The following is a 21,833-nucleotide window of genomic DNA, read 5'->3' as shown; positions in this document are numbered from 1 at the left end:
GTATTATTTACCACTGGTCTGTTTTTGATGCTCATCAAGAAACGCTTTCATCTCTTTCGGTCCCTGATAGCCAGGCACCACATAGCCGTTACTCAATACAATGGCTGGCGTACCGCTAACGCCCAACTGCACGCCCAACGCATAATGATCAGCAATGTTCACGTCACAGCTTGCCGGTTTCACGCCCTTACCTGCCATGGCGTCATCAAACGCTTTGTTTTTGTCTTTGGCGCACCAGATAGATTTCATATCCTGCTCCGCCTGGCTTTCCAGCCCCTGGCGCGGGAAGGCCAGATAACGTACCGTGATCCCCAACGCGTTATAATCTTTCATCTCTTCATGTAGCTTATGACAATAGCCGCAGGTGATATCGGTAAAAACAGTAATGACATGTTTCTCATCCGGCGCTTTATAGACGATCATCTCTTTTTCCAGCGCATTTAGCTGGCTCATCAGCAGTTTGTTCGTCACGTTTACCGGATGCGCGCCGCTCACGTCATACATCGGCCCTTGAATAATATGTTTGCCGTCGTCAGTGACGTACAGTACGCCGCTGTGAGTGAGGACGGTTTTCATTCCTGCCACTGGCGAGGCCTGAATTTCCGTACTCTGAACGCCCAGCTTAGCCAGCGACTGACGGATAGCCGCATCATCCGCATGGGCCACGCCTGAAAACGCCGCCGCCAGTAAAGTGAACATCATAAAACGCTTTTTCATAAACTATCCTTTCCTGTCAGCACTCATGCCCGCGGATGGTGCTGTTGATGAAGTTGACGCAAACGCTCCGTTGCGACATGCGTATAAATTTGTGTCGTCGAAAGATCGCTATGCCCAAGTAGCATTTGTACAACGCGCAAGTCGGCGCCGTGATTCAGCAAATGCGTGGCGAAAGCGTGACGTAAAACATGCGGCGATAGTTTTTCGCTATCGATTCCAGCCAGTACCGCATAATGTTTAATACGGTGCCAGAAGGTCTGCCGCGTCATCTGCTGCGCACGCTGGCTGGGGAACAATACGTCAATCGATACGCCATTGAGTAACCAGGGACGCCCATGCTCCAGATACGTTTCCAGCCAATATACCGCCTCTTCGCCTAACGGCACTAACCGCTCTTTATTGCCTTTACCGATAACCCGCACCACGCCCTGCCGCAGACTGATATCGCTCATTGTCAGCCCCACCAGTTCCGACACGCGCAAACCGGTGGCATACAGCACTTCCAACATAGCTTTATCGCGCAACTCCAAAGGTTGATCAATAAGCGGCGCCTGCAAGAGCCGTTCAACCTGTGCCTCGCTAAGGTCTTTCGGTAAACGCTGCGGAAGCTTAGGCGAGGCCAACTGCGCGCTCGGATCATCCTCACGATACTTTTCACGGTACAGATGCTGGAAAAAGCGCCGCATAGCGCTTAACAGGCGTGCGGAACTGGTCGCTTTGTATCCGCCCTCCACCCGTTCAGCCAGCAGCGTTTGTAAATCATCAGCCTGCGCCGTCGCAAGCGTTTTTCCGCGATGATGCAACCACGCAACGACCATCGATAAATCGCGACGATACGCGCTTAATGTATTTTCCGCCAGATTTCGTTCCAGCCACAGGGCATCCAGAAACTGCTCAATACGCGCTAAATCCTGTTCCATTCGCGCTCCCCACTTCACGCTGACTTTGGGTGCATTATGCCTCATTGTGCCGTGAATGCAGCGATTCTGTTACACTACCCGCAACGCTATAGCAGAATCGAGATGTAACGTAATGAACATGGGTCTTTTTTACGGTTCCAGCACGTGCTACACCGAGATGGCCGCAGAGAAAATTCGCGATATCCTCGGCCCGGAGCTGGTGACATTACATAACCTTAAGGATGACGCCCCCGCCTTAATGGAGCAGTACGACGTGCTCATTTTAGGCATTCCCACCTGGGATTTTGGCGAAATTCAGGAGGACTGGGAAGCCGTCTGGGAGCAACTGGACGATCTCAATCTGGAAGGCAAAATCGTTGCGCTTTACGGTATGGGCGACCAGCTCGGCTACGGTGAGTGGTTCCTGGATGCGCTGGGTATGTTGCATGACAAACTTGCCCTCAAAGGCGTTAAATTTGTCGGCTACTGGCCCACAGAAGGCTACGAATTTACCAGCAATAAACCGGTCATTGCGGATGGGCAACTGTTTGTCGGCCTGGCGCTGGATGAAACGAACCAGTACGATCTCAGCGATGAGCGTATACAGACCTGGTGTGAACAAATTCTCGGCGAAATGGCCGAACACTACGCCTGAAACCTTACTCGCTGTATTTCCCTCTCGACGGAACCGCGTTTACGCCGTTCCGTCAGTGTTGGCGCGATATCGGCTGCTGTAACAGTATCCGACGCAACTCACGCCATTCCGCTTCTTCCATGCTATCCGCCGCCAGCCATAAATGCTGATGACGTCCAGACTCTGCGCGTAAACGCAACACCATCCCGCTCTTCAGTAACCAGGGCGGACGCAAGAGCGTCCAGTCCTGCCCCTGCCAGCGTAAGCGCCCGTCCATGAGTAGCTTGATCTCTCCCTGACAGGTATTAATCCTGCGCTGGCTACGTACACAGTCAAACACGACCAGCGACAGTAGTATCATCCATAACGGGGTATAACTCAGCGGCCAGGGCATCAATAAAATCACCGCGGCAACCAGCCCATGAATGAGCAATGAGATCCACTGAGCGCGCCATGAGACGCGTAAATCAGATTGCCACAGGACCACGTTCCCGATTCCGTGTCTGAATGAGTCGGACCATCTGTTCCAGTTCAGCGTCAGCCGGTTTACCGTGATTCATTAACCAGTTAAATAAATCCGGGTCATCACTCTGCAACAAACGGACAAAAATACGCTTTTCTTCATCACTTAAACTATCGTACTCATGTTCAAAAAACGGCATGATGGAAATATCAAGTTCGCGCATACCGCGACGACATGCCCAGTGAATACGTGCTTTATTGTGAATATCCATGTTCTTCCTGCCTCGCGAAAATGAAGTACCGGGCTATTGTAACGTGTTTTTGGCGTTGTTTTACGGGAATCTCAGTAATCTGGAACGCGATCGCGAAATAAAAGGCTGGGAATCAATACGTTCATCCGTTTTGGATACCGCCTCGCAAAACGATCAATCCGCTCTCAATGGGCTATTTAAAGCACTTGCAATGACCGATGGCTCTTTTACCATTAACCATTATTGTTGCAGCTAACCAGGACATTATTTATGGCTTTTATCTCCTTTCCGCCACGTCATCCTTCATCGTCAGCCCGCCTGCCGCTGACGCTGATCGCGCTTGACGACTGGGCGCTGTCGTCCATCACCGGCGTAGACAGTGAAAAGTATATTCAGGGCCAGGTCACCGCTGACGTAAGCCAGATGACTGAACAGCAACACCTTCTCGCCGCCCACTGCGATGCTAAAGGTAAGATGTGGAGCACTCTGCGCCTGTTCCGTGAGCGCGACGGTTTCGCCTGGATTGAACGCCGTAGCGTGCGTGAAGCGCAATTAACGGAGCTGAAAAAGTACGCCGTATTTTCCAAAGTGGTCATCGCGCCAGATGACGAACGCGTATTGCTTGGCGTGGCAGGTTTTCAGGCCCGCGCGGCGCTGGCTAATGTCTTTAGCGAACTGCCCAATAGTGAAAATCAGGTGGTCAGAGACGGCGCCTCCACGCTGCTATGGTTTGAACATCCTGCGGAACGATTCCTGCTTGTCACTGATGTCGCGACGGCCAACATGTTAACGGAGAAGTTGCATGGCGAAGCCGAACTGAATAACAGTCAACAGTGGCTGGCATTGGATATTGAAGCAGGCATTCCGGTGATTGACGCGGCGAACAGCGGTCAGTTTATCCCCCAGGCGACTAACCTACAGGCGCTGGGCGGCATCAGCTTCAAGAAAGGCTGCTACACCGGGCAAGAGATGGTCGCACGGGCAAAATTCCGCGGCGCCAATAAACGCGCGCTTTGGTTGCTGGCGGGCAAAGCCAGCCGGGTACCGGAAGCAGGAGAAGATCTGGAGCTACAGATGGGCGAGAACTGGCGTCGTACCGGCGCTATTCTGGCGGCGACGCAGTTGGACGATGGTCAGTTACTGGTTCAGGCCGTCATGAATAACGATTTAGAAGCCGAAAGCGTCTTCCGCGTTCGCGACGATGCCAACACCCTGCATATCGTCCCGCTGCCCTACTCGCTGGAAGAGTGATATCACGTTAAAAGCCGGATAGCCTGATAGCGCAACGCCATCAGGCTCGCACGTGCTATTCTCGTAGGCCGGATAAGGTGCGACAGCGCCGCCATCCGGCACGGGCATCCGGGAATTACGCCTGTCCCACATACAAATAGATGGCCAGGAAGTGGCACACGCTGCCACCCAGCACAAAGCCATGCCAGATGGCGTGGTTATAAGGTATGCGTTTGCAAACATAGAAAATTACGCCCAGCGAGTAAACGACGCCACCTACCGCCAGCAGCGTCACGCCGCCTATCGCCAGCTTAATCGCCAACTGATAAACCACTATCAGCGACAGCCAGCCCATTGCCAGATACGTAACCAGTGAAAGCACTTTAAATCGGTGCGCAATCGTCAACTTGAAGAGGATACCGAATAGCGCCAGGCTCCAGATCACAATCATTAGTCCGCGCGCCAGCGGCGAATCCAGACCTACCAGCAGAAATGGCGTATAGGTTCCGGCAATGAGCAGATAGATAGCGCAGTGATCAAATTTCTTTAACCAGATTTTTGCCCGCTGATGAGGAATGGCATGATAAAGCGTTGAAGCAAGAAAAAGCAGGATCATGCTCCCGCCATATAAACTGTAGCTGGCGATAGCCGTCATACCCGCATTCGCCTCTACCGCCTGAACCAACAACAGCACCAGGCCGACAATACCAAATACCAATCCAATGCCGTGGCTAATACTGTTGGCGATTTCCTCAGCCAGCGAATATCCCTGCGTCATTAATGGTTTTTGCACCATAACTTACTCCGGAGAAACGTTCATAACGATGAACTGCGCCTCTAGCGTAACTGAGAATGGTTCCAGTGAACACATGTTAGCTAAAATAAATTCGCAAAATTAAATTTTCTTTCTTATTCAAGAAGTTAATTACAAAAACTCAACTAACACGCGTTCATATTTATCAAAGACATTTAAAATCAATCACATAAAATTGCGTCTGGTTGGGATAGATTTCAGCAATGACCCGTTTCAGCTCATCAAGCGACATATTTTCCTGTTGCGCATGTTTTTCGTTCAGCGTATCCAGCGTCACAGTTGACGTTCCTGTCACTTCGATTGTGCAAAAATAGCCATCATCTTCGAACCGTCCCACGCGTAGCACATCGCCTGCTTTAAAGTGGGACTCGGAGGCATCACGAATAGTGATGGTTTTACGCCCTGCCAGAATGTCATTCTGGAAACGTTGAAAGAAAGTAATGTCGTTTGGCTGCATGTGGTTATCCCCCTGAATATGGCCTCTTGAAGTGAATGCTACGATCTGAATATGTTCCTGCCCCGACACGCGAGCATCCTGGAATTTTGCGTACGCTTTACATGTCATTTGGTGCAGAATGAATGATAACAGACTAAATAAATTGAGATTATGCAACAATGAGAAAACTCACCTTGCCAAAAGATTTTTTATGGGGCGGCGCGGTTGCTGCACACCAGGTTGAAGGCGGCTGGAATAAAGGCGGTAAAGGCCCCAGCATCTGCGACGTGCTAACCGGCGGCGCACACGGCGTGCCACGCGAAATTACCCAGAATGTCGTTGCTGGCAAATACTATCCGAACCACGAGGCGGTGGATTTTTACGGACATTACAAAGAAGACATCCGTCTTTTCGCCGAAATGGGGTTCAAATGCTTCCGTACCTCTATTGCCTGGACGCGTATCTTCCCGAATGGCGACGAATCCCAGCCAAACGAGGCCGGTCTGAAATTCTACGACGACATGTTTGATGAATTGCTCAAATACAACATCGAACCGGTCATCACCCTTTCCCACTTTGAAATGCCGTTACATCTGGTCCAGCACTACGGCGGCTGGACCAATCGTAAAGTCGTTGATTTCTTTGTCCGTTTTGCTGAAGTCGTGTTTGAACGCTACAAGCATAAGGTCAAATACTGGATGACCTTCAACGAAATTAACAACCAGCGAAACTGGCGCGCGCCGCTGTTTGGCTACTGCTGTTCCGGCGTGGTGTATACCGAGCATGAGAATCCAGAAGAAACCATGTATCAGGTCTTACATCATCAGTTTGTCGCCAGCGCCCTGGCGGTGAAAGCGGCACGTCGTATTAATCCACAGATGAAAGTTGGCTGTATGCTGGCGATGGTCGCGCTGTATCCTTTCTCCTGTAAACCAGAAGATGTGATGTTTGCTCAGGAGTCGATGCGTGAACGCTACGTCTTTACCGATGTGCAGCTGCGCGGCTATTACCCGTCCTATGTGTTGAACGAGTGGGAGCGCCGCGGATTTAACATCAAAATAGAAGATGGCGATCTTGAAGTGCTGCGCGAAGGAACCTGCGATTATCTTGGTTTCAGTTATTACATGACCAACGCGGTCAAAGCCGAAGGCGGTAGCGGCGATGCGATTTCCGGTTTTGAAGGCAGCGTACCGAACCCCTATGTTAAAGCATCTGACTGGGGCTGGCAGATTGACCCGGTGGGCCTGCGTTATTCATTGTGTGAACTGTACGAACGCTATCAAAAGCCGCTGTTTATTGTCGAAAACGGTTTTGGTGCTTACGACAAAGTAGAAGAAGATGGCAGCATCAACGACGACTATCGCATTGACTACCTGCGCGCCCATATTGAAGAGATGAAAAAAGCGGTGACTTACGATGGTGTCGACCTGATGGGCTACACGCCGTGGGGCTGCATCGACTGCGTGTCGTTCACCACCGGGCAGTACAGCAAGCGCTACGGCTTCATCTACGTGAACAAGCACGATGACGGTACGGGCGATATGTCGCGTTCGCGTAAGAAGAGCTTCAACTGGTACAAAGAGGTGATTGCCAGCAACGGCGAGAAGCTTTAACTCCTGCACGTTACCCGCCAGTCGGCGGGTAACACTTTGAACGAGTCTTACCAGGTCTTACCTATTTTAAATTCCCAGCGTACATCTTCCATTTTGGTTGGCGACTTCGCTTCCTGCATTACCGGGAAGAAGGCTCCGGCACCAAACCATAATTTCAGTGAATCAACGGCAATATTAAATGACGGACCAACAACCCATTCGGTAGTTCCAGAATGGTTATTAATTACGCTGCCATTAGACAGTTTTTTCGTTCCAGAGGCATTATTGCTGTAGGCACTTTCCAGACCAAGATCCAGCGGTAAATCGCTAAACATATACCGCACCTGGGTATTCCACTGGAATTCGTTACCTCGTTTCACGTCCTGGTTACCGCGCTCAAATGGTCCCTGATATACAAAACCCATATCCCCTTTAATGTTAGGAGTAAATAATTTTGTTAAAGTGAGTGTTACTCTTCCTCCCCAGGCGCTATTCCCAGGCAAATGATTATCTCCATCTTGCCCGGTGGGTAGTAATAATGCCCCACCTACCGTAACCCAAAACGGATCACCTCTTCGCTGGCTCATTAAAGCATAATTGACCCCCACCGATTGGTCGCCCATTCCCTCTATGTGCTCAGGAGACAGATTGTCTCGTTTGTTATTGATATAGGAACCCACAGTTGATAATTCCAGTCTGTCGGTCAAACCGTAACGAATCTTCAATAACCATATCTGGGAGTAAACATCCGGACTTCCGTGCCCCTCGATTTGATGATCTTTATCGCGAAATGAGCTATTCACGGCGGTTAATAACTTTCCTTCCGGCAATACTGAACCACCAGAAATAGCGGTATTAACAGGTGCACCTAATAGATTACTGGGATTATTTTCTCCGTCAGCTGCCATTGCATTCATTAATATAAAATATGTCATTAATGGCAGAAATATAAATCGTTTCATTATTCCCTCCAGGTATAAAAAACAAAGCACTAAGTTAATAAATATTTACGTTATTTATGGTTATTTTTAATTTATAATTTAAATTAATAACTTGATGAATTTAATATACGGAAATTTTTGTAACTATATTGAGAGGTAAATAACGATTCCGGAGAGAAACTATTTGTAATCACATGTAAATACACCGTGTTATTTTGATTAAATAACAGCAAGGTAAAAATGATGCACAATGAATCATTAGACTCTAAAAAACCGGTAATTTAATTCTGGCTAATACACTGATACAAACGCCAGGTTACCTGACAGGAGCCAACGATTTACTGTAATATATTGAATTAGTAACACTTTGTAGCCTGAATAAGGCACTCACACTGTATCCGACATAAACAAAGCGCACTTTATTAACAAGCTGAAAAGGCGCCGAAGCGCCTTTAGAAGACAGTCGAATCAGTAAATTACTGGTAGTCGCTAATCGGTACGCAGGAGCAGAACAGGTTACGGTCGCCATAAACATCATCCAGACGTTTCACCGTCGGCCAGTATTTGTCTGCCACGCCTGCCGGGAATACGGCAACTTCACGGCTGTACGGATGCGCCCACTCGGCGACCAGTTCGTTCTGAATGTGCGGCGCGTTCACCAGCGGGTTATCTTCCAGCGGCCAGACACCGGCTTTCACCTGGTCAATCTCTGCGCGGATAGCCAGCATCGCATCGATAAAGCGATCCAGCTCGGCCTTACCTTCAGATTCCGTCGGCTCTACCATCAGCGTGCCCGCCACCGGGAACGACATGGTTGGCGCATGGAAACCGTAGTCGATCAGACGCTTGGCAATATCCAGCTCGCTGATGCCGGTTTCTTCTTTCAATGGGCGAATATCAAGAATACATTCGTGCGCCACACGGCCATCGCGACCGGTATACAGTACCGGGTACGCGTCTTTCAGACGGCTGGCAATGTAGTTAGCGTTAAGAATCGCGACCTGGCTTGCCTGCTTCAGGCCTTCTGCGCCCATCATGCGGATGTACATCCAGCTGATTGGCAGGATAGAGGCACTACCGAACGGCGCGGCAGACACCGCGCCCTGACGGGTGAGCATCCCTTCGATTTGCACCACGCTATGACCAGGTACAAACGGTGCCAGATGCGCTTTCACGCCGATCGGTCCCATGCCTGGGCCGCCGCCGCCGTGCGGAATGCAAAAAGTTTTATGCAGGTTAAGATGCGAAACGTCCGCGCCAATAAAGCCCGGTGAGGTGATGCCGACCTGGGCGTTCATGTTCGCGCCGTCAAGGTAAACCTGACCGCCGAACTGGTGCACAACTTCACACACTTCACGGATCGTTTCTTCATAGACGCCGTGGGTGGACGGATAGGTCACCATGATGCAAGAGAGGTTCGCAGCATGTTGTTCTGCTTTTGCTCGCAGATCGTCCAGGTCGATGTTGCCGTTCTTATCACACGCCACAACCACCACCTGCATTCCTGCCATATGTGCAGAAGCAGGGTTAGTGCCGTGAGCAGAGGCCGGAATCAGGCAGATATCGCGATGCCCTTCGTTGCGGCTTTCGTGATAGTGACGAATCGCCAGCAGCCCCGCGTATTCCCCCTGTGCGCCGGAGTTAGGCTGCATACAGACGGCGTCGTACCCGGTGAGTTTCACCAGCCAGTCAGAAAGCTGGCTAATCATCTGATGATATCCTTCGGCCTGTTCCGGCGGGCAGAACGGGTGCAGTTCAGCGAATTCCGGCCAGGTGATAGGAATCATCTCGGCGGCGGCGTTCAGCTTCATGGTGCAGGAACCCAGCGGGATCATCGCCTGATTCAGCGCCAGATCTTTACGCTCCAGCGAGTGCATGTAGCGCATCATCTCGGTTTCGCTGTGGTAACGGTTAAATACCGGATGCGTCAGAATCGCATCGTCACGCAGCATACTTTGCTGAATGGAACGGCTATCAAGCGCCACGTCTTTATCCAGTGTTTCAATGTTCAGACCGTGGCTGTCGCCCAGCAAAACATTGAACAACTGCGCCACATTCTCACGGGTGGTGGTTTCATCGAGCGTAATACCAACCGCGTTATGAATATCGCTGCGCAGATTGATCTCCGCCGCTTCCGCACGCGCCAGTACCGCAGCTTTATCAGCCACTTCCACACACAGCGTGTCAAAGTAATGCGCATGACGCAGCTTTAAGCCTTTCTGCTGCAGACCTGCCGCCAGAATATCGGTCAGGCGGTGGATACGATTAGCGATGCGCTTCAGACCGACCGGACCATGATAAACGGCATACAGACTGGCGATGTTAGCCAGCAGTACCTGCGAGGTACAAATATTGGAGTTCGCTTTCTCACGACGGATATGCTGCTCGCGAGTCTGCATCGCCATGCGCAGTGCGGTATTGCCCGCCGCATCTTTTGAGACGCCGATAATACGGCCTGGCATGGAGCGTTTAAATTCGTCTTTGGCGGCAAAGAACGCCGCGTGCGGGCCACCGTACCCCATCGGTACGCCGAAGCGTTGCGCAGAGCCGAAAACAATGTCCGCGCCCTGTTTGCCCGGAGCCATCAGCAGCACCAGCGCCATAAAATCGGCGGCGACGCTGACCACAACTTTACGGGATTTCAGCTCAGTAATCAGTGCGCTGTAGTCGTGAATTTCGCCCGTGGTGCCTACCTGTTGTAACAGCACGCCAAACACATCCTGGTGATCCAGTGCTTTCGCCGCGTCATCAACAATGACGTCAAAGCCAAAGGTTTCGGCGCGAGTACGCACGACGTCCAGAGTTTGCGGATGGACATCAGAGGCGACAAAGAACCGGTTGGCATTTTTCAGTTTGCTGACGCGCTTTGCCATCGCCATCGCTTCAGCGGCGGCGGTCGCTTCATCCAGCAGCGAGGCGGAAGCCATGTCCAGCCCCGTCAGGTCCAGCGTCACCTGTTGGAAGTTGAGCAGCGCTTCCAGACGCCCCTGAGAGACTTCCGGCTGATAAGGAGTGTAGGCGGTATACCAGCCTGGATTTTCCAGCATGTTGCGCAGGATAACCGGCGGTAGCTGCACGGCTGTGTAGCCCATGCCAATGTAGGACGTGAAGCGCTTGTTACGCCCGGCGATGGCTTTTAATTCCGCCAGTGCGGCATATTCGGTTGCCGCCTCGCCAACCTGCGGCGGAGTCGCGAGCTGAATGTCTTTCGGCACAATCTGACCTGTCAGCGCGTTTAACGACTCGGCGCCAACCGCATTCAGCATCTCTTGCTGCTGCGCGGCGTCCGGTCCGATGTGGCGTTCAATGAAAGCGCCGCGGTTTTCAAGCTGGCTTAACGTCTGTGTCATGGGCGATGGTTCCTGAAACGTGCAGTGAATCGTAGGTGTCTCTAACTCAATTGCCCGGTGGCGCTGACGCTTACCGGGCCTACGCGTGCGAAAACGAATACGCAAAATCATTCGCGTTGCAGTGAGTAGGCCGGATAAGCATTAGCGCCATCCGGCACAACATTATTCGTCTTCTAACAATGCCTCATACGCGGTGGCATCCAGCAGCGATTCAAGTTCGCTTTCATCGCTGGCTTTGATTTTAAAGATCCAGCCACCGGCATACGGTTCGCTGTTCACCAGCTCCGGGGAGTCGCTCAGCGCATCGTTTACCGCCACGATCTCGCCGCTTACCGGCGCATAAATGTCGGACGCCGCTTTTACGGACTCCGCCACGGCGCAGTCGTCGCCCGCGCTTACGGTCGCGCCGACTTCCGGCAGATCAACAAAAACCATATCGCCCAACAGCTCCTGAGCGTGTTCAGTAATGCCAACGGTGTAAGTGCCATCCGCTTCTTTACGCAGCCATTCGTGTTCTTTGCTGTATTTCAGTTCTGCGGGTACGTTGCTCATCAATTAATCTCCAAAAAAGGATGAATCACGCGACGGCTTTGCCGTTACGCACAAAAACAGGTTTAGTCACTTTTACCGGCATTTCACGGTTACGAATTTGTACAATCGCCGTCTCGCCGATGCCCGCCGGAACGCGCGCCAGCGCAATGCTGTAGCCCAACGTTGGGGAAAACGTCCCGCTGGTGATAATGCCTTCTTGCTGATTGCCCTGCGCATCGGTAAAACGCACCGGCAGTTCATTACGCAATACGCCTTTCTCGGTCATCACCAGACCGACAAGCTGCTCATGGCCTTTTTCACGCTGCATCTCCAGCGCCTCACGGCCAATAAAGTCGCGGTCAGCAGGTTCCCAGGCGATAGTCCATCCCATATTAGCCGCCAGCGGAGAGATACCTTCATCCATCTCCTGACCGTACAGGTTCATGCCTGCTTCCAGACGCAGCGTGTCGCGCGCGCCAAGACCGCACGGCTTCACGCCCGCCTCCACCAGCGCACGCCAGAAATCCGCCGCTTTTTCATTCGGCATGGCGATTTCATAGCCCGCTTCGCCGGTATAACCGGTGGTGGCGATAAACAAATCACCCGCCTGTACGCCGAAGAACGGCTTCATACCTTCTACTGCATGGCGCTGTTGGTCAGTAAACAGAGTCGCCGCTTTTTCCTGCGCATTCGGCCCCTGTACCGCAATCAGCGACAGGTCGTCACGAACGGTGATGTCGATGGCATAAAGTTCAGCATGTTGGGTAATCCAGGAGAGGTCTTTTTCGCGGGTGGCGGAGTTAACAACGAGACGGAAGAAATCTTCAGTGAAGTAGTAGACGATAAGGTCATCAATCACGCCGCCCGATGCGTTAAGCATACCGGAGTAGAGGGCTTTACCCGTCTTCGTTAGCTTCGCGACGTCGTTTGCCAGCAGATAACGTAGAAACTCTCGTGTACGGCTACCATGAAGATCGACAATGGTCATATGCGATACATCAAACATCCCGGCATCGGTGCGCACAGCGTGGTGTTCATCAAGCTGAGAGCCGTAATGCAGGGGCATCATCCAGCCATGAAAATCGACCATGCGGGCGCCGCATAGCGTGTGTTGTTCGTACAAAGGCGTCTGTTGGGCCATCTTTTCCTCGTTGAATTAGCGGGGGCTAACAACCATTTTCATGGGAAATCTTCGCCACGAAACCTGGCATCGACGCCCTTTTTCCTGCGCCGACGCAAACGTTCTCTTGCTCCTGAACTTACCACCGAACCAGGCGCTAAACCATAAGGCTGAATTTACCATCACATTAGCTTATGACTAAAAAACGCTAAAATCCCATCAGCACAAAAAACCACTATTACGCTAAATAACCGTCATAAAAAGGAAGCTGATACGATTTACCACAACATAAATTAATATTAAATGCGGAAAAAATGTCGAAAATCGCGTTCAACAAAAATAGTGGCATTAGAAAATATAATGCTAAATAGGCGGTGAAATTAGATTATTTCAAACGAGGAAAGCCCCCCGGCGCGATAGCCGGGAAAGCAAAGTGTGACGGGTTTCAAACTCTTGCTAGCGTGCAGTCAGACGCTTAACGAAGCCATTGCGGAAGGTCGTTTAGCCCCATTGCCTGGCGAAGCAGTTGGGGTTTGACGCCGGGGAGCGTATCCGCCAGTTTCAGTCCGATGTCGCGCAGCAATTTTTTTGCCGGGTTTTCGCCGGCAAACAGGTCACGAAAACCTTGCATCCCGGCAAGCATCATCGCCGCGCTATGTTTACGGCTACGCTCATAACGACGAAGATAAAGATGTTGACCAATGTCTTTGCCCTGGCGCTGAAGCCGGCGCAGATCGTCCACCAGTTCGGCCGCGTCCATAAAGCCGAGGTTGACGCCTTGCCCTGCCAGCGGATGGATGGTGTGCGCGGCATCGCCGACTAACGCCAGACGATGCGCGGCAAACTGGCGAGCATAGCGGCCCGTCAGAGGAAAAACCTGCCGTTCGCTTTCCAGGCGGCATAAGCCCAGCCGATTATCGAAGGCGATAGTCAACGCCTGGTTAAACGCCTCGTCGCCGCTCTGTTGCATACGCTCCGCATCCTGCGGAGAAAGCGACCAGACAATGGAACACAGATGCGGATCGCTTAACGGCAAAAACGCCAGAATACCTTTACCATGAAACACCTGGCGAGCAACCGCGCCGTGCGGCTCTTCGGTGCGGATAGTCGCTACCAGCGCATGGTGACGGTAGTCCCAGAAAGTTAAGGGAATATCCGCTTTGTTACGCAGCCAGGAGTTGGCGCCATCCGCGGCAATCACCAGACGCGCGGTTAACATCGCGCCGTCTTTTAAAGTCAGGAAGGCGTCGTTCTCCCCCCAGGCGACCTGCTGTAACTCTGCTGGCGCCATTAAGGTGATATCCGCCGCTTGCTGCGCTTTTTGCCACAGTGCGTAGTGAATGACGCTGTTTTCAACAATATGCCCCAGATGGCTATATCCCATGCTTGCGTCATCAAACGTAATACGGCCAAAGCTGTCTTTATCCCAGACTTCCATACCGTGATAGCAACTTGCCCGTCGCGCCACAATGTTTGACCATACGCCAAGACGGGTAAGCAGTTTTTCGCTGGCGGCATTAATCGCCGACACCCGAAGCTGAGGCGGCGCATCGTTCGCCAACGGCTGGGGGACAATGTGATCCAGTACCGCAACGCGCAAACCGCTCCCCTGCAAGCCGCAGGCGACAGCCAGTCCCACCATGCCTCCGCCAACTATTGCTACATCAACACTTTGCACTATTTACTCCTGGAAACCGGAACAATCAAAACCGTAGGCCGGATAAGGCGAAGCTGCCATCCGGTATTTTTACGAACACGATGCCGGATGGCGGCGTAAATGCCTTATCCGGCCTACAGATCGGCTTAACGCGCAACCCAACCTAAGGTCCGCTGTGCCAGCGCATCGCGCGCAGGCGGTAATAATTCCATCGCCATTAAACCGATATTGCGCCCAATAACCAGCGGCGCCCAACGATTTGCAAATAGATGGACCAGACCGTTCGTTACGCCAATCGTCGTATCCCGGTCAACCTGACGACGCTGCTGATAGCGCGATAACACGTGCCAGGCGCCAATATCCTCGCCCGCGTCCTGTGCCGCGACCAGCGTTTCCGCCAGGCTCATGACATCGCGCAGACCGAGATTAAACCCTTGTCCGGCGATAGGATGCAACGTCTGCGCCGCATTGCCGACCACGACAGTCCGGTGAGTAAACACTTTTGCCGCCGTAGTAAGGGCAAGCGGATACGCGCTGCGCTTACCGGCCTGAGTAATTCGCCCCAGCCGCCAGCCGAACGCGGCCTGCAACGCATGACAGAACTGCGCGTCGGACCAGCTCAGCACCTCATCGCGCTGGTCGAGCGGGTGACACCAAACCAGCGAACATCGGCCATGCGACATCGGCAACATCGCCAGCGGGCCATTGGGGGTAAAACGTTCAAAGGCGCGTCCCTGGTGCGGGATAGCGGTCGCGACATTCGCTATCACCGCTAACTGTTCGTAAGGCTCCTGATGCCAGTCAACGCCGCAGGCTGACGCGAGCGCAGAGTGGGTGCCGTTAGCCGCCACCAGCACGCTGCCAGCTATCACATTGCCGTTTTCCAGAGTGACGTTAACCTGCTGTTGGGTACGCGACACGCTGGCCACGCGCTCCGGGCAGTGCAGCGTAACGCCCGGCGCTTTACGCAAGAGCGCAAACAGACGCAGCCCGATATCATGCAGCTCCGCAACGTGACCCAACGCTGCCAGGCTGTAATCCTGCGCGTCGAGAGTCACAAATCCGGCATGACCGCGATCGCTGACGTGTACGGTGTTGATTGCCGTTGCGCAATCGGAAATCGCCTGCCAGACGCCAATTCGCGCCAGTTGCTGGCAAGTGCCCGCCGCCAGCGCAATCGCTCTGGCGTCAAAACCGGGATGACCGTCGGCTTCAGGCGCTTTCGCTTCAATCAGGTGTACCGGCAACGTCCCATGACTGAACTGAGAGATGGCTAGCGCCAGCGTTGCGCCTGCCATGCCGCCGCCAACGATAATGACGCTCATTGCTGCCGCGCCGCCGCCATTAATGCCTCAATGTCATCCGCCTTCTTCACAACGCCAGCGGTCAGGTTTTCATTACCGGTTTCGGTAATGACAATGTCATCTTCAATTCGAACGCCAATGCCGCGATACGCTTCCGGCACGTCGGCATCCGGCGCGATATAGAGGCCTGGCTCTACGGTCAGCACCATGCCCGGCTCCAGGATGCGGGAGCGATCCGGCCCATAAACGCCGACATCATGAACATCCAGCCCCAGCCAGTGGCTCAAGCCATGCATAAAGAAAGGACGATGCGCATTTTCGGCAATCAGTTGATCAACCTCTCCTTGCAAAATCCCCAGCTTCACCAGCCCGGTTATCATGATGCGCACGACTTCGCCGGTCACCTCCTGAACAGAGGTACCAGGACGGAACAGTCGCAGGCTGGTCTCCAGCGATTCCAGAACGATGTCATAAATTTCACGCTGAGCTGGCGTAAATTTCCCGTTCACCGGGAAAGTACGCGTGATGTCGCCCGCGTAACCTTTATATTCACAGCCCGCGTCGATAAGCACTAAATCGCCGTCGCGCATTTCACTTTCGTTTTCAGTGTAATGCAGGATACAGCCATTTTCGCCGCTGCCGACAATGGTGTTATAGGAGGGATAGCGTGCGCCGTGGCGGTTAAATTCGTGGTGAATTTCACCCTCCAGCTGATACTCAAACATCCCCGGACGACATTTTTCCATCGCGCGGATATGCGCCAGCGCGCTAATTTCCCCGGCGCGGCGCAGGACAGCAATCTCTTCCGGCGATTTGAACAGGCGCATCTCATGGACAATCGGTCGCCAGTCAGTCATGGTGGCCGGCGCGGTCAGATTCTGGTGAGAGCCTTTACGCAGCTTCTCCAGCGCAGCCAGAACAACCTCGTCGGCATACGCATATTCGCCCTGCGCGTGGTACACCACATCCAGACCATTAAGCAACTGAAAGAGTTGCTGGTTGATTTCGCTAAACGCCAGCGCCCGGTCAACGCCCAGTTTTTCCGGCGCGGCATCCTGTCCTAAACGGCGACCAAACCAGATTTCCGCCGTCAGGTCGCGAACGCGGTTGAACAAAACGCTGTGGTTGTGGGTGTCATCACTCTTAATCAGTACCAGCACGGCTTCCGGTTCGTTAAAACCGGTGAAATACCAGAAGTCGCTACTCTGGCGATACGGATATTCACTGTCTGCGCTGCGCGTCGCCTCCGGCGCGGCAAAGATCAGCGCGGCGCTGCCGGGCTGCATTTGCGCCAGTAATGCCTGGCGACGGCGTTGGTATTCCTGCTGAGTCATGACATGGCCTCCATTTCGTTTTTTCTTAGTGTAGCGTCGGTTTACGCACTTCCGGCGCGGTCGGCTGTTGGCGCGTGAAAGTGTCATGACATAACAGCGCCGCAACACGGACATATTCGATGATCTCTTCGAGCGACATCTCCAGCTCTTCCTGATCTTCGCTCTCATCATAACCAAGCTGCGCAATATTACGCAGGTCGTCAATCGCTTCACCCGTTTCGCCGGTGACTTTATCAAGTTTAGGCTGCGTTACGCCGAGGCCAAGCAAAAAGTGGTTAACCCACCCGGCTAATGCATCTGCGCGATCGAATACGCTGACATCGTCGCCTTCAGGCAGATAAAGCTGAAAAAGAAAGCCGTCGTCTTCCAGCGCGTCGCTGGTCGCCGCGTGCATTTTGCGCAGCGCCTGAGCAAGCTCATGCCCGAAGGCCAGACCTTCGTTCGTCAGGTCGTGCAACAGCGGCTGCCATGAGCTGTCGTTGTTGCCGCCGCAAATCATCCCGCTGATTAAACCATGCATTTCAGCCGGGGTCAGACCGGCCCCTTGTTGATTCAAAAACCGGTTCATTTCGTTGTAACCAGGCATTTCGTTCTGTATAGACATAAGCATTCGTCATCAAAGGGAGGATATTCATGATATGCTACCACTTTGGACCCTGGTGAACCAGAAAAGGGCTTGTATCTTCACACCAGGGTAGCTATAGTGTCGCCCCTTCGCGGACCCTGGGTCTGGAGACGAAGGCAGCGCAGTCAATCAGCAGGAAGGTGGCATGTCTGCACAACCCGTCGATATCCAAATATTTGGCCGTTCACTGCGAGTGAATTGCCCGCCTGACCAAAGGGATGCGTTGAATCAGGCTGCGGACGATCTGAATCAGCGGTTGCAAGATCTGAAAGTTCGCACTAGAGTCACAAATACTGAGCAGTTGGTTTTCATTGCCGCATTGAATATCAGCTATGAGTTAACTCAGGAAAAAGCGAAGACCCGCGATTACGCGGCGAGCATGGAACAACGTATTCGGATGCTACAACAGACCATCGAACAGGCGTTGCTTGATCAAGGTCGCATAACCGAAAAAACGGGCCAAAACTTTGAATAACACTTTTCGCTTTACTATGGTAAAGTGATTGTGAAAACAGAATTTCTCTGAGATGTTTGCAAGCGGGCCAGTCCCCTGAGCCGATATTTCATACCACAAGAATGTGGCGCTCCGCGGTTGGTGAGCATGCTCGGTTCGTCCGAGAAGCCTTAAAACTGTGACGACACATTCACCTTGAACCAAGGGTTCAAGGGTTACAGCCTGCGGCGGCATCTCGGAGATTCCCCTTCTGACTGGCGACAGCCATGACGCAACTTCCCGAACTCTCTTTATCACGACAAGAAATCCGCCGAATGATTCGGCAACGTCGCCGCGCGCTGACGCCAGAGCAGCAACGCCGCTTTGGTCAACAGGCCGCCGCCCGAATGCTCAGCTTTCCTCCCGTCGTGATGGCGCACACTGTCGCCGTGTTTCTCTCCTTTGATGGCGAACTCGACACCCAGCCGCTGATTGAACAGCTATGGCAAGCGGGCAAGCGCGTCTACCTTCCGGTTCTTCATCCCTTCAGCCCCGGCAACCTCCTGTTCCTGCACTATCATCCGCAGAGTGTGCTGGTGACCAACCGCTTAAAGATTCAGGAGCCACGGCTTGATGTCCGCGACGTATTGCCGCTGGCAAAGCTGGATGTGCTGGTAACGCCGTTAGTCGCGTTTGACGAAGACGGGCAGCGTTTAGGTATGGGCGGCGGTTTTTATGACCGCACGCTACAAAACTGGCAGCAGCATAAGATCCTACCTGTGGGCTACGCGCATGATTGCCAGTTAGTGGAAAAACTGCCGGTTGAAGAGTGGGATATCCCGCTGCCTGCGGTGGTAACGCCATCCAAAATTTGGGAGTGGTAGCCGTGTTTTGTCGATTGACAGCGTCGCTTTTTTGACCTAAATTTCTCGGTGAAGGGTGAGGGAGGCGAACCTCCCTCCTGCGTACTCACTGTTAATATGCTGGGCAAGCGATGATTAACAGGATCAGCAGCATGATGACGTATCTCATCATCGTCCCTTTCCTTTTTAGAGCCCCTGCTTCGGTAGGGGCTTTCCCGTTTCAGCGCTATGCTGAGCCCTTATCGTAAATTCCTTTTATTGCTGTACAACACGCAACGCTGCCTTTAATTACCAATTGCGGCAAGGCTCGAAAACAGAATGTATGCGTTACACGAAGAGATGTTGAGGCAGGGAAACCAGAGAAAGGATGGGCAGGTCATCTCCTGCCCATTTAGAGGAAATTAGTACAGTAGACGGGCGCGAATGGTGCCCGGAATCGCCTTCATCGCCAGCAGCGCTTTCTCCGCTACATCGCCATCGGCTTCTATATCAATTACCACATACCCCATTCGGGCGGAGGTTTGCAGATACTGTGCGGCAATGTTAACGCCCTGCTCGGCAAAGATCTGGTTAAGCGCGGTCAATACGCCCGGGCGGTTTTCGTGGATGTGCATCAGGCGACGACCACCGTGCAGCGGCAGCGACACTTCCGGGAAGTTCACGGCGGAAAGCGTCGAGCCGTTATCCGAGTACTTAATCAGTTTTCCTGCGACTTCCAGACCGATGTTTTCTTGCGCCTCCTGCGTCGAGCCGCCGATATGCGGCGTCAGGATCACGTTATCGAATTCGCACAGCGGAGAGGTAAACGGATCGCTATTAGTGGCCGGTTCCGTCGGGAAGACGTCGATAGCCGCCCCCGCCAGATGTTTCGTCGCCAGCGCGTCGCACAAAGCCGGGATATCCACTACCGTACCGCGCGCGGCGTTAATCAGCAGCGAACCCGGCTTCATCAGGGCTATCTCTTTTGCGCCCATCATGTTTTTGGTGGAGGCGTTTTCAGGTACGTGCAGACTGACCACATCGCTCATATTCAGCAATTCAGACAGGTGCTGCACCTGAGTTGCGTTACCGAGCGGCAGTTTATTTTCAATATCATAGAAATAGACATGCATCCCCAGCGATTCCGCCAGAATGCCCAACTGCGTTCCGATATGGCCGTAGCCGATAATGCCAAGCTTTTTACCGCGCGCTTCGAACGATCCCGCCGCCAGTTTATTCCATACGCCGCGGTGCGCTTTGGCGTTCGCTTCCGGCACGCCGCGCAGCAGCAGCAATAGCTCGCCAATCACCAGCTCCGCCACGGAACGGGTATTCGAGAATGGCGCGTTAAAGACCGGAATACCGCGTTTTGCCGCCGCATTTAAATCCACCTGGTTGGTGCCGATGCAAAAACAGCCAATCGCCACTAGCTTCTCTGCGGCGTTAATCACTTCTTCTGTCAGATGAGTACGGGATCGCAGACCGATGAAGTGAGCATCGCGGATGGACGCTTTCAACTGTTCAGCGTCCAGCGCGCCCTTGTGATATTCAATGTTGGTGTAACCTGCCGCACGAAGGCTTTCCAGCGCCTTTTGATGCACCCCTTCAACCAGCAGAAATTTAATTTTATCTTTCTCCAGCGATACCTTTGCCATTTCCCCGATCCTGTCTTTTTTTGCCATCTGATGTTGTGTGTGGATTTGCATCCGTCCTTCAACATATCAAAAAAAATTATCACGGCAATATGAACGTTTGCGCCAGCGTCGTGAAGGAATCGCATACAGCGGGAAATAGCAGATGAAAATACCGGGAATAACTTTTTCTTTGGAGGGATCGGCAGGGCAAACGATTAAACGTGATACATGTCACCAAATTTGCCCTGACCGAATTTTTTACGCGGCAGGAAATACGCCTGGCGGGATCATTTTACGATGGTTTTCACCCCGTCCGGCGTGCCGATCAGTGCGACATCGGCGCCACGGTTGGCGAACAACCCTACGGTCACGACGCCCGGAATCGCGTTAATGGCGTTTTCCAGCGCGATGGGATCAAGGATTTCCATACCATAAACATCCAGAATCACGTTGCCGTTATCCGTGACCACGTTCTGACGGTACTCCGGACGCCCGCCCAGCTTCACCAGTTGACGAGCGACCGCGCTGCGCGCCATCGGAATCACTTCGACCGGCAACGGGAATTTGCCAAGAATATCTACCTGCTTAGAGGCATCCGCAATGCAGATAAATTTCTCCGCCACGGAAGCAATAATTTTCTCACGGGTTAATGCCGCGCCGCCGCCTTTAATCATCTGCATATGACCGTTGATTTCGTCCGCGCCATCGACATAGATACCCAGGCTATCCACTTCGTTGAGATCAAACACATGAATACCGAGGCCTTTGAGTTTTTCAGTCGAGGCGTCCGAGCTGGAGACCGCGCCTTCAATCTGGCCTTTCATTGTGCCCAGCGCATCAATAAAGTGTGCGGCCGTTGAGCCTGTACCAACGCCCACAATGGTGCCGGGCTGTACATACTGAAGTGCCGCCCATCCTACCGCTTTTTTCAGTTCATCCTGCGTCATAGATCGTTTCGCCTGTGGTGTGAAAATACAGCCGCATTATAGAACATTGTCGGGAAAAATCTCCGTGTCCGTACACAGGC

General features: G+C 52.8%; 21 protein-coding genes and 1 other RNA gene. 6 read left to right on the top strand and 16 right to left on the bottom strand.

Annotated features, from left to right (window positions below; all coding sequences use genetic code 11):
* Positions 1 to 3: 3 nt before the first annotated feature.
* On the bottom strand, positions 4 to 717 hold the full coding sequence (gene dsbC, locus LCS67_RS03970; RefSeq protein WP_000745614.1) for a bifunctional protein-disulfide isomerase/oxidoreductase DsbC: 714 nt from the start codon (positions 715 to 717) through the stop codon (positions 4 to 6).
* Between the two features lie 23 nt (positions 718 to 740).
* Positions 741 to 1,637, bottom strand: a complete 897-nt coding sequence (gene xerD / locus LCS67_RS03965; RefSeq protein ID WP_000434302.1) for a site-specific tyrosine recombinase XerD — start codon at positions 1,635 to 1,637, stop codon at positions 741 to 743.
* A gap of 112 nt (positions 1,638 to 1,749) precedes the next feature.
* Here xerD and fldB point away from each other — a divergent pair, with 112 nt between their 5' ends.
* Positions 1,750 to 2,271 carry a flavodoxin FldB gene (gene fldB / locus LCS67_RS03960; protein WP_001055885.1) on the top strand — a complete coding sequence of 174 codons (522 nt, stop codon included), beginning with the start codon at positions 1,750 to 1,752 and terminating at the stop codon, positions 2,269 to 2,271.
* Positions 2,272 to 2,323: 52 nt separating this feature from the next.
* Here fldB and LCS67_RS03955 read toward each other — a convergent pair whose 3' ends face one another.
* Together LCS67_RS03955 and sdhE are read right to left on the bottom strand one after the other, a co-directional pair.
* Entirely contained in the window at positions 2,324 to 2,737 is a 414-nt protein-coding gene (locus LCS67_RS03955) for a protein YgfX (protein ID WP_000244757.1), read from the bottom strand.
* Positions 2,718 to 2,984, bottom strand: coding sequence for an FAD assembly factor SdhE (gene sdhE / locus LCS67_RS03950; protein WP_000351186.1), 267 nt, complete (start codon positions 2,982 to 2,984; stop codon positions 2,718 to 2,720). The genes LCS67_RS03955 and sdhE overlap by 20 nt, the downstream gene beginning before the upstream one ends.
* Before the next feature lie 249 nt (positions 2,985 to 3,233).
* On the opposite strand from sdhE, the gene ygfZ reads away from it, so the two are divergent.
* A complete protein-coding gene (gene ygfZ, locus LCS67_RS03945; protein ID WP_000874170.1) occupies positions 3,234 to 4,214 on the top strand; it encodes a tRNA-modifying protein YgfZ in 981 nt (326 codons plus the stop codon).
* Between the two features lie 115 nt (positions 4,215 to 4,329).
* Here ygfZ and trhA read toward each other — a convergent pair whose 3' ends face one another.
* Positions 4,330 to 4,989: a PAQR family membrane homeostasis protein TrhA gene (trhA, locus tag LCS67_RS03940; RefSeq protein WP_000250289.1), complete on the bottom strand. Its 660-nt coding sequence runs from the start codon at positions 4,987 to 4,989 to the stop codon at positions 4,330 to 4,332.
* Between the two features lie 163 nt (positions 4,990 to 5,152).
* On the bottom strand, positions 5,153 to 5,464 hold the full coding sequence (gene yqfB, locus LCS67_RS03935) for a N(4)-acetylcytidine aminohydrolase (RefSeq protein WP_001182976.1): 312 nt from the start codon (positions 5,462 to 5,464) through the stop codon (positions 5,153 to 5,155).
* 158 nt (positions 5,465 to 5,622) lie between these two features.
* Here yqfB and bglA point away from each other — a divergent pair, with 158 nt between their 5' ends.
* Positions 5,623 to 7,056 carry a 6-phospho-beta-glucosidase BglA gene (gene bglA / locus LCS67_RS03930; protein ID WP_001230152.1) on the top strand — a complete coding sequence of 478 codons (1,434 nt, stop codon included), beginning with the start codon at positions 5,623 to 5,625 and terminating at the stop codon, positions 7,054 to 7,056.
* A gap of 47 nt (positions 7,057 to 7,103) precedes the next feature.
* Here bglA and LCS67_RS03925 read toward each other — a convergent pair whose 3' ends face one another.
* From LCS67_RS03925 to LCS67_RS03890, 8 genes are all read right to left on the bottom strand, one after another.
* A complete protein-coding gene (locus tag LCS67_RS03925) occupies positions 7,104 to 7,997 on the bottom strand; it encodes a transporter (protein ID WP_000819367.1) in 894 nt (297 codons plus the stop codon).
* Positions 7,998 to 8,452: 455 nt separating this feature from the next.
* On the bottom strand, positions 8,453 to 11,326 hold the full coding sequence (gcvP, locus tag LCS67_RS03920) for an aminomethyl-transferring glycine dehydrogenase (protein ID WP_031566498.1): 2,874 nt from the start codon (positions 11,324 to 11,326) through the stop codon (positions 8,453 to 8,455).
* Positions 11,327 to 11,488: 162 nt separating this feature from the next.
* Positions 11,489 to 11,878 carry a glycine cleavage system protein GcvH gene (gcvH, locus tag LCS67_RS03915; protein ID WP_001295377.1) on the bottom strand — a complete coding sequence of 130 codons (390 nt, stop codon included), beginning with the start codon at positions 11,876 to 11,878 and terminating at the stop codon, positions 11,489 to 11,491.
* A gap of 25 nt (positions 11,879 to 11,903) precedes the next feature.
* Entirely contained in the window at positions 11,904 to 12,998 is a 1,095-nt protein-coding gene (gcvT, locus tag LCS67_RS03910; RefSeq protein ID WP_031566508.1) for a glycine cleavage system aminomethyltransferase GcvT, read from the bottom strand.
* Positions 12,999 to 13,452: 454 nt separating this feature from the next.
* Complete coding sequence (ubiI, locus tag LCS67_RS03905) at positions 13,453 to 14,655, bottom strand: FAD-dependent 2-octaprenylphenol hydroxylase (RefSeq protein ID WP_001192136.1); 1,203 nt, start codon at positions 14,653 to 14,655, stop codon at positions 13,453 to 13,455.
* Positions 14,656 to 14,780: 125 nt separating this feature from the next.
* Positions 14,781 to 15,959: a 2-octaprenyl-6-methoxyphenyl hydroxylase gene (gene ubiH, locus LCS67_RS03900; RefSeq protein WP_000111142.1), complete on the bottom strand. Its 1,179-nt coding sequence runs from the start codon at positions 15,957 to 15,959 to the stop codon at positions 14,781 to 14,783.
* Positions 15,956 to 17,272, bottom strand: coding sequence for a Xaa-Pro aminopeptidase (gene pepP / locus LCS67_RS03895; protein WP_000193690.1), 1,317 nt, complete (start codon positions 17,270 to 17,272; stop codon positions 15,956 to 15,958). The genes ubiH and pepP overlap by 4 nt, the downstream gene beginning before the upstream one ends.
* 25 nt (positions 17,273 to 17,297) lie before the next feature.
* Positions 17,298 to 17,876 carry a YecA family protein gene (locus LCS67_RS03890; protein WP_000027236.1) on the bottom strand — a complete coding sequence of 193 codons (579 nt, stop codon included), beginning with the start codon at positions 17,874 to 17,876 and terminating at the stop codon, positions 17,298 to 17,300.
* A 166-nt stretch (positions 17,877 to 18,042) separates the two neighbouring features.
* Between LCS67_RS03890 and zapA the strand changes: the two genes are divergently transcribed.
* The 3 genes from zapA to LCS67_RS03875 all read left to right on the top strand — a co-directional run bounded on the left by zapA (position 18,043) and on the right by LCS67_RS03875 (position 19,214).
* Complete coding sequence (gene zapA / locus LCS67_RS03885) at positions 18,043 to 18,372, top strand: cell division protein ZapA (RefSeq protein ID WP_001276011.1); 330 nt, start codon at positions 18,043 to 18,045, stop codon at positions 18,370 to 18,372.
* 41 nt (positions 18,373 to 18,413) lie between these two features.
* Positions 18,414 to 18,597, top strand: a non-coding RNA gene (gene ssrS / locus LCS67_RS03880) — 6S RNA.
* Between the two features lie 20 nt (positions 18,598 to 18,617).
* Positions 18,618 to 19,214, top strand: a complete 597-nt coding sequence (locus LCS67_RS03875; RefSeq protein ID WP_031607403.1) for a 5-formyltetrahydrofolate cyclo-ligase — start codon at positions 18,618 to 18,620, stop codon at positions 19,212 to 19,214.
* Between the two features lie 380 nt (positions 19,215 to 19,594).
* On the opposite strand, the gene serA is transcribed toward LCS67_RS03875, so the two are convergent.
* Together serA and rpiA are read right to left on the bottom strand one after the other, a co-directional pair.
* The gene (serA, locus tag LCS67_RS03870; RefSeq protein ID WP_001151627.1) at positions 19,595 to 20,827 is read right to left on the bottom strand and encodes a phosphoglycerate dehydrogenase; all 1,233 of its coding nucleotides are present in this window, start codon (positions 20,825 to 20,827) and stop codon (positions 19,595 to 19,597) included.
* Between the two features lie 266 nt (positions 20,828 to 21,093).
* Entirely contained in the window at positions 21,094 to 21,753 is a 660-nt protein-coding gene (gene rpiA, locus LCS67_RS03865) for a ribose-5-phosphate isomerase RpiA (protein WP_000189741.1), read from the bottom strand.
* Positions 21,754 to 21,833: the final 80 nt, after the last annotated feature.

This window comes from Salmonella sp. A7 (genome assembly GCF_020181675.1).
Taxonomy (GTDB): Bacteria; Pseudomonadota; Gammaproteobacteria; order Enterobacterales; family Enterobacteriaceae; genus Salmonella; species Salmonella enterica.
This window is presented reverse-complemented; position numbering and strand designations above follow the sequence as displayed.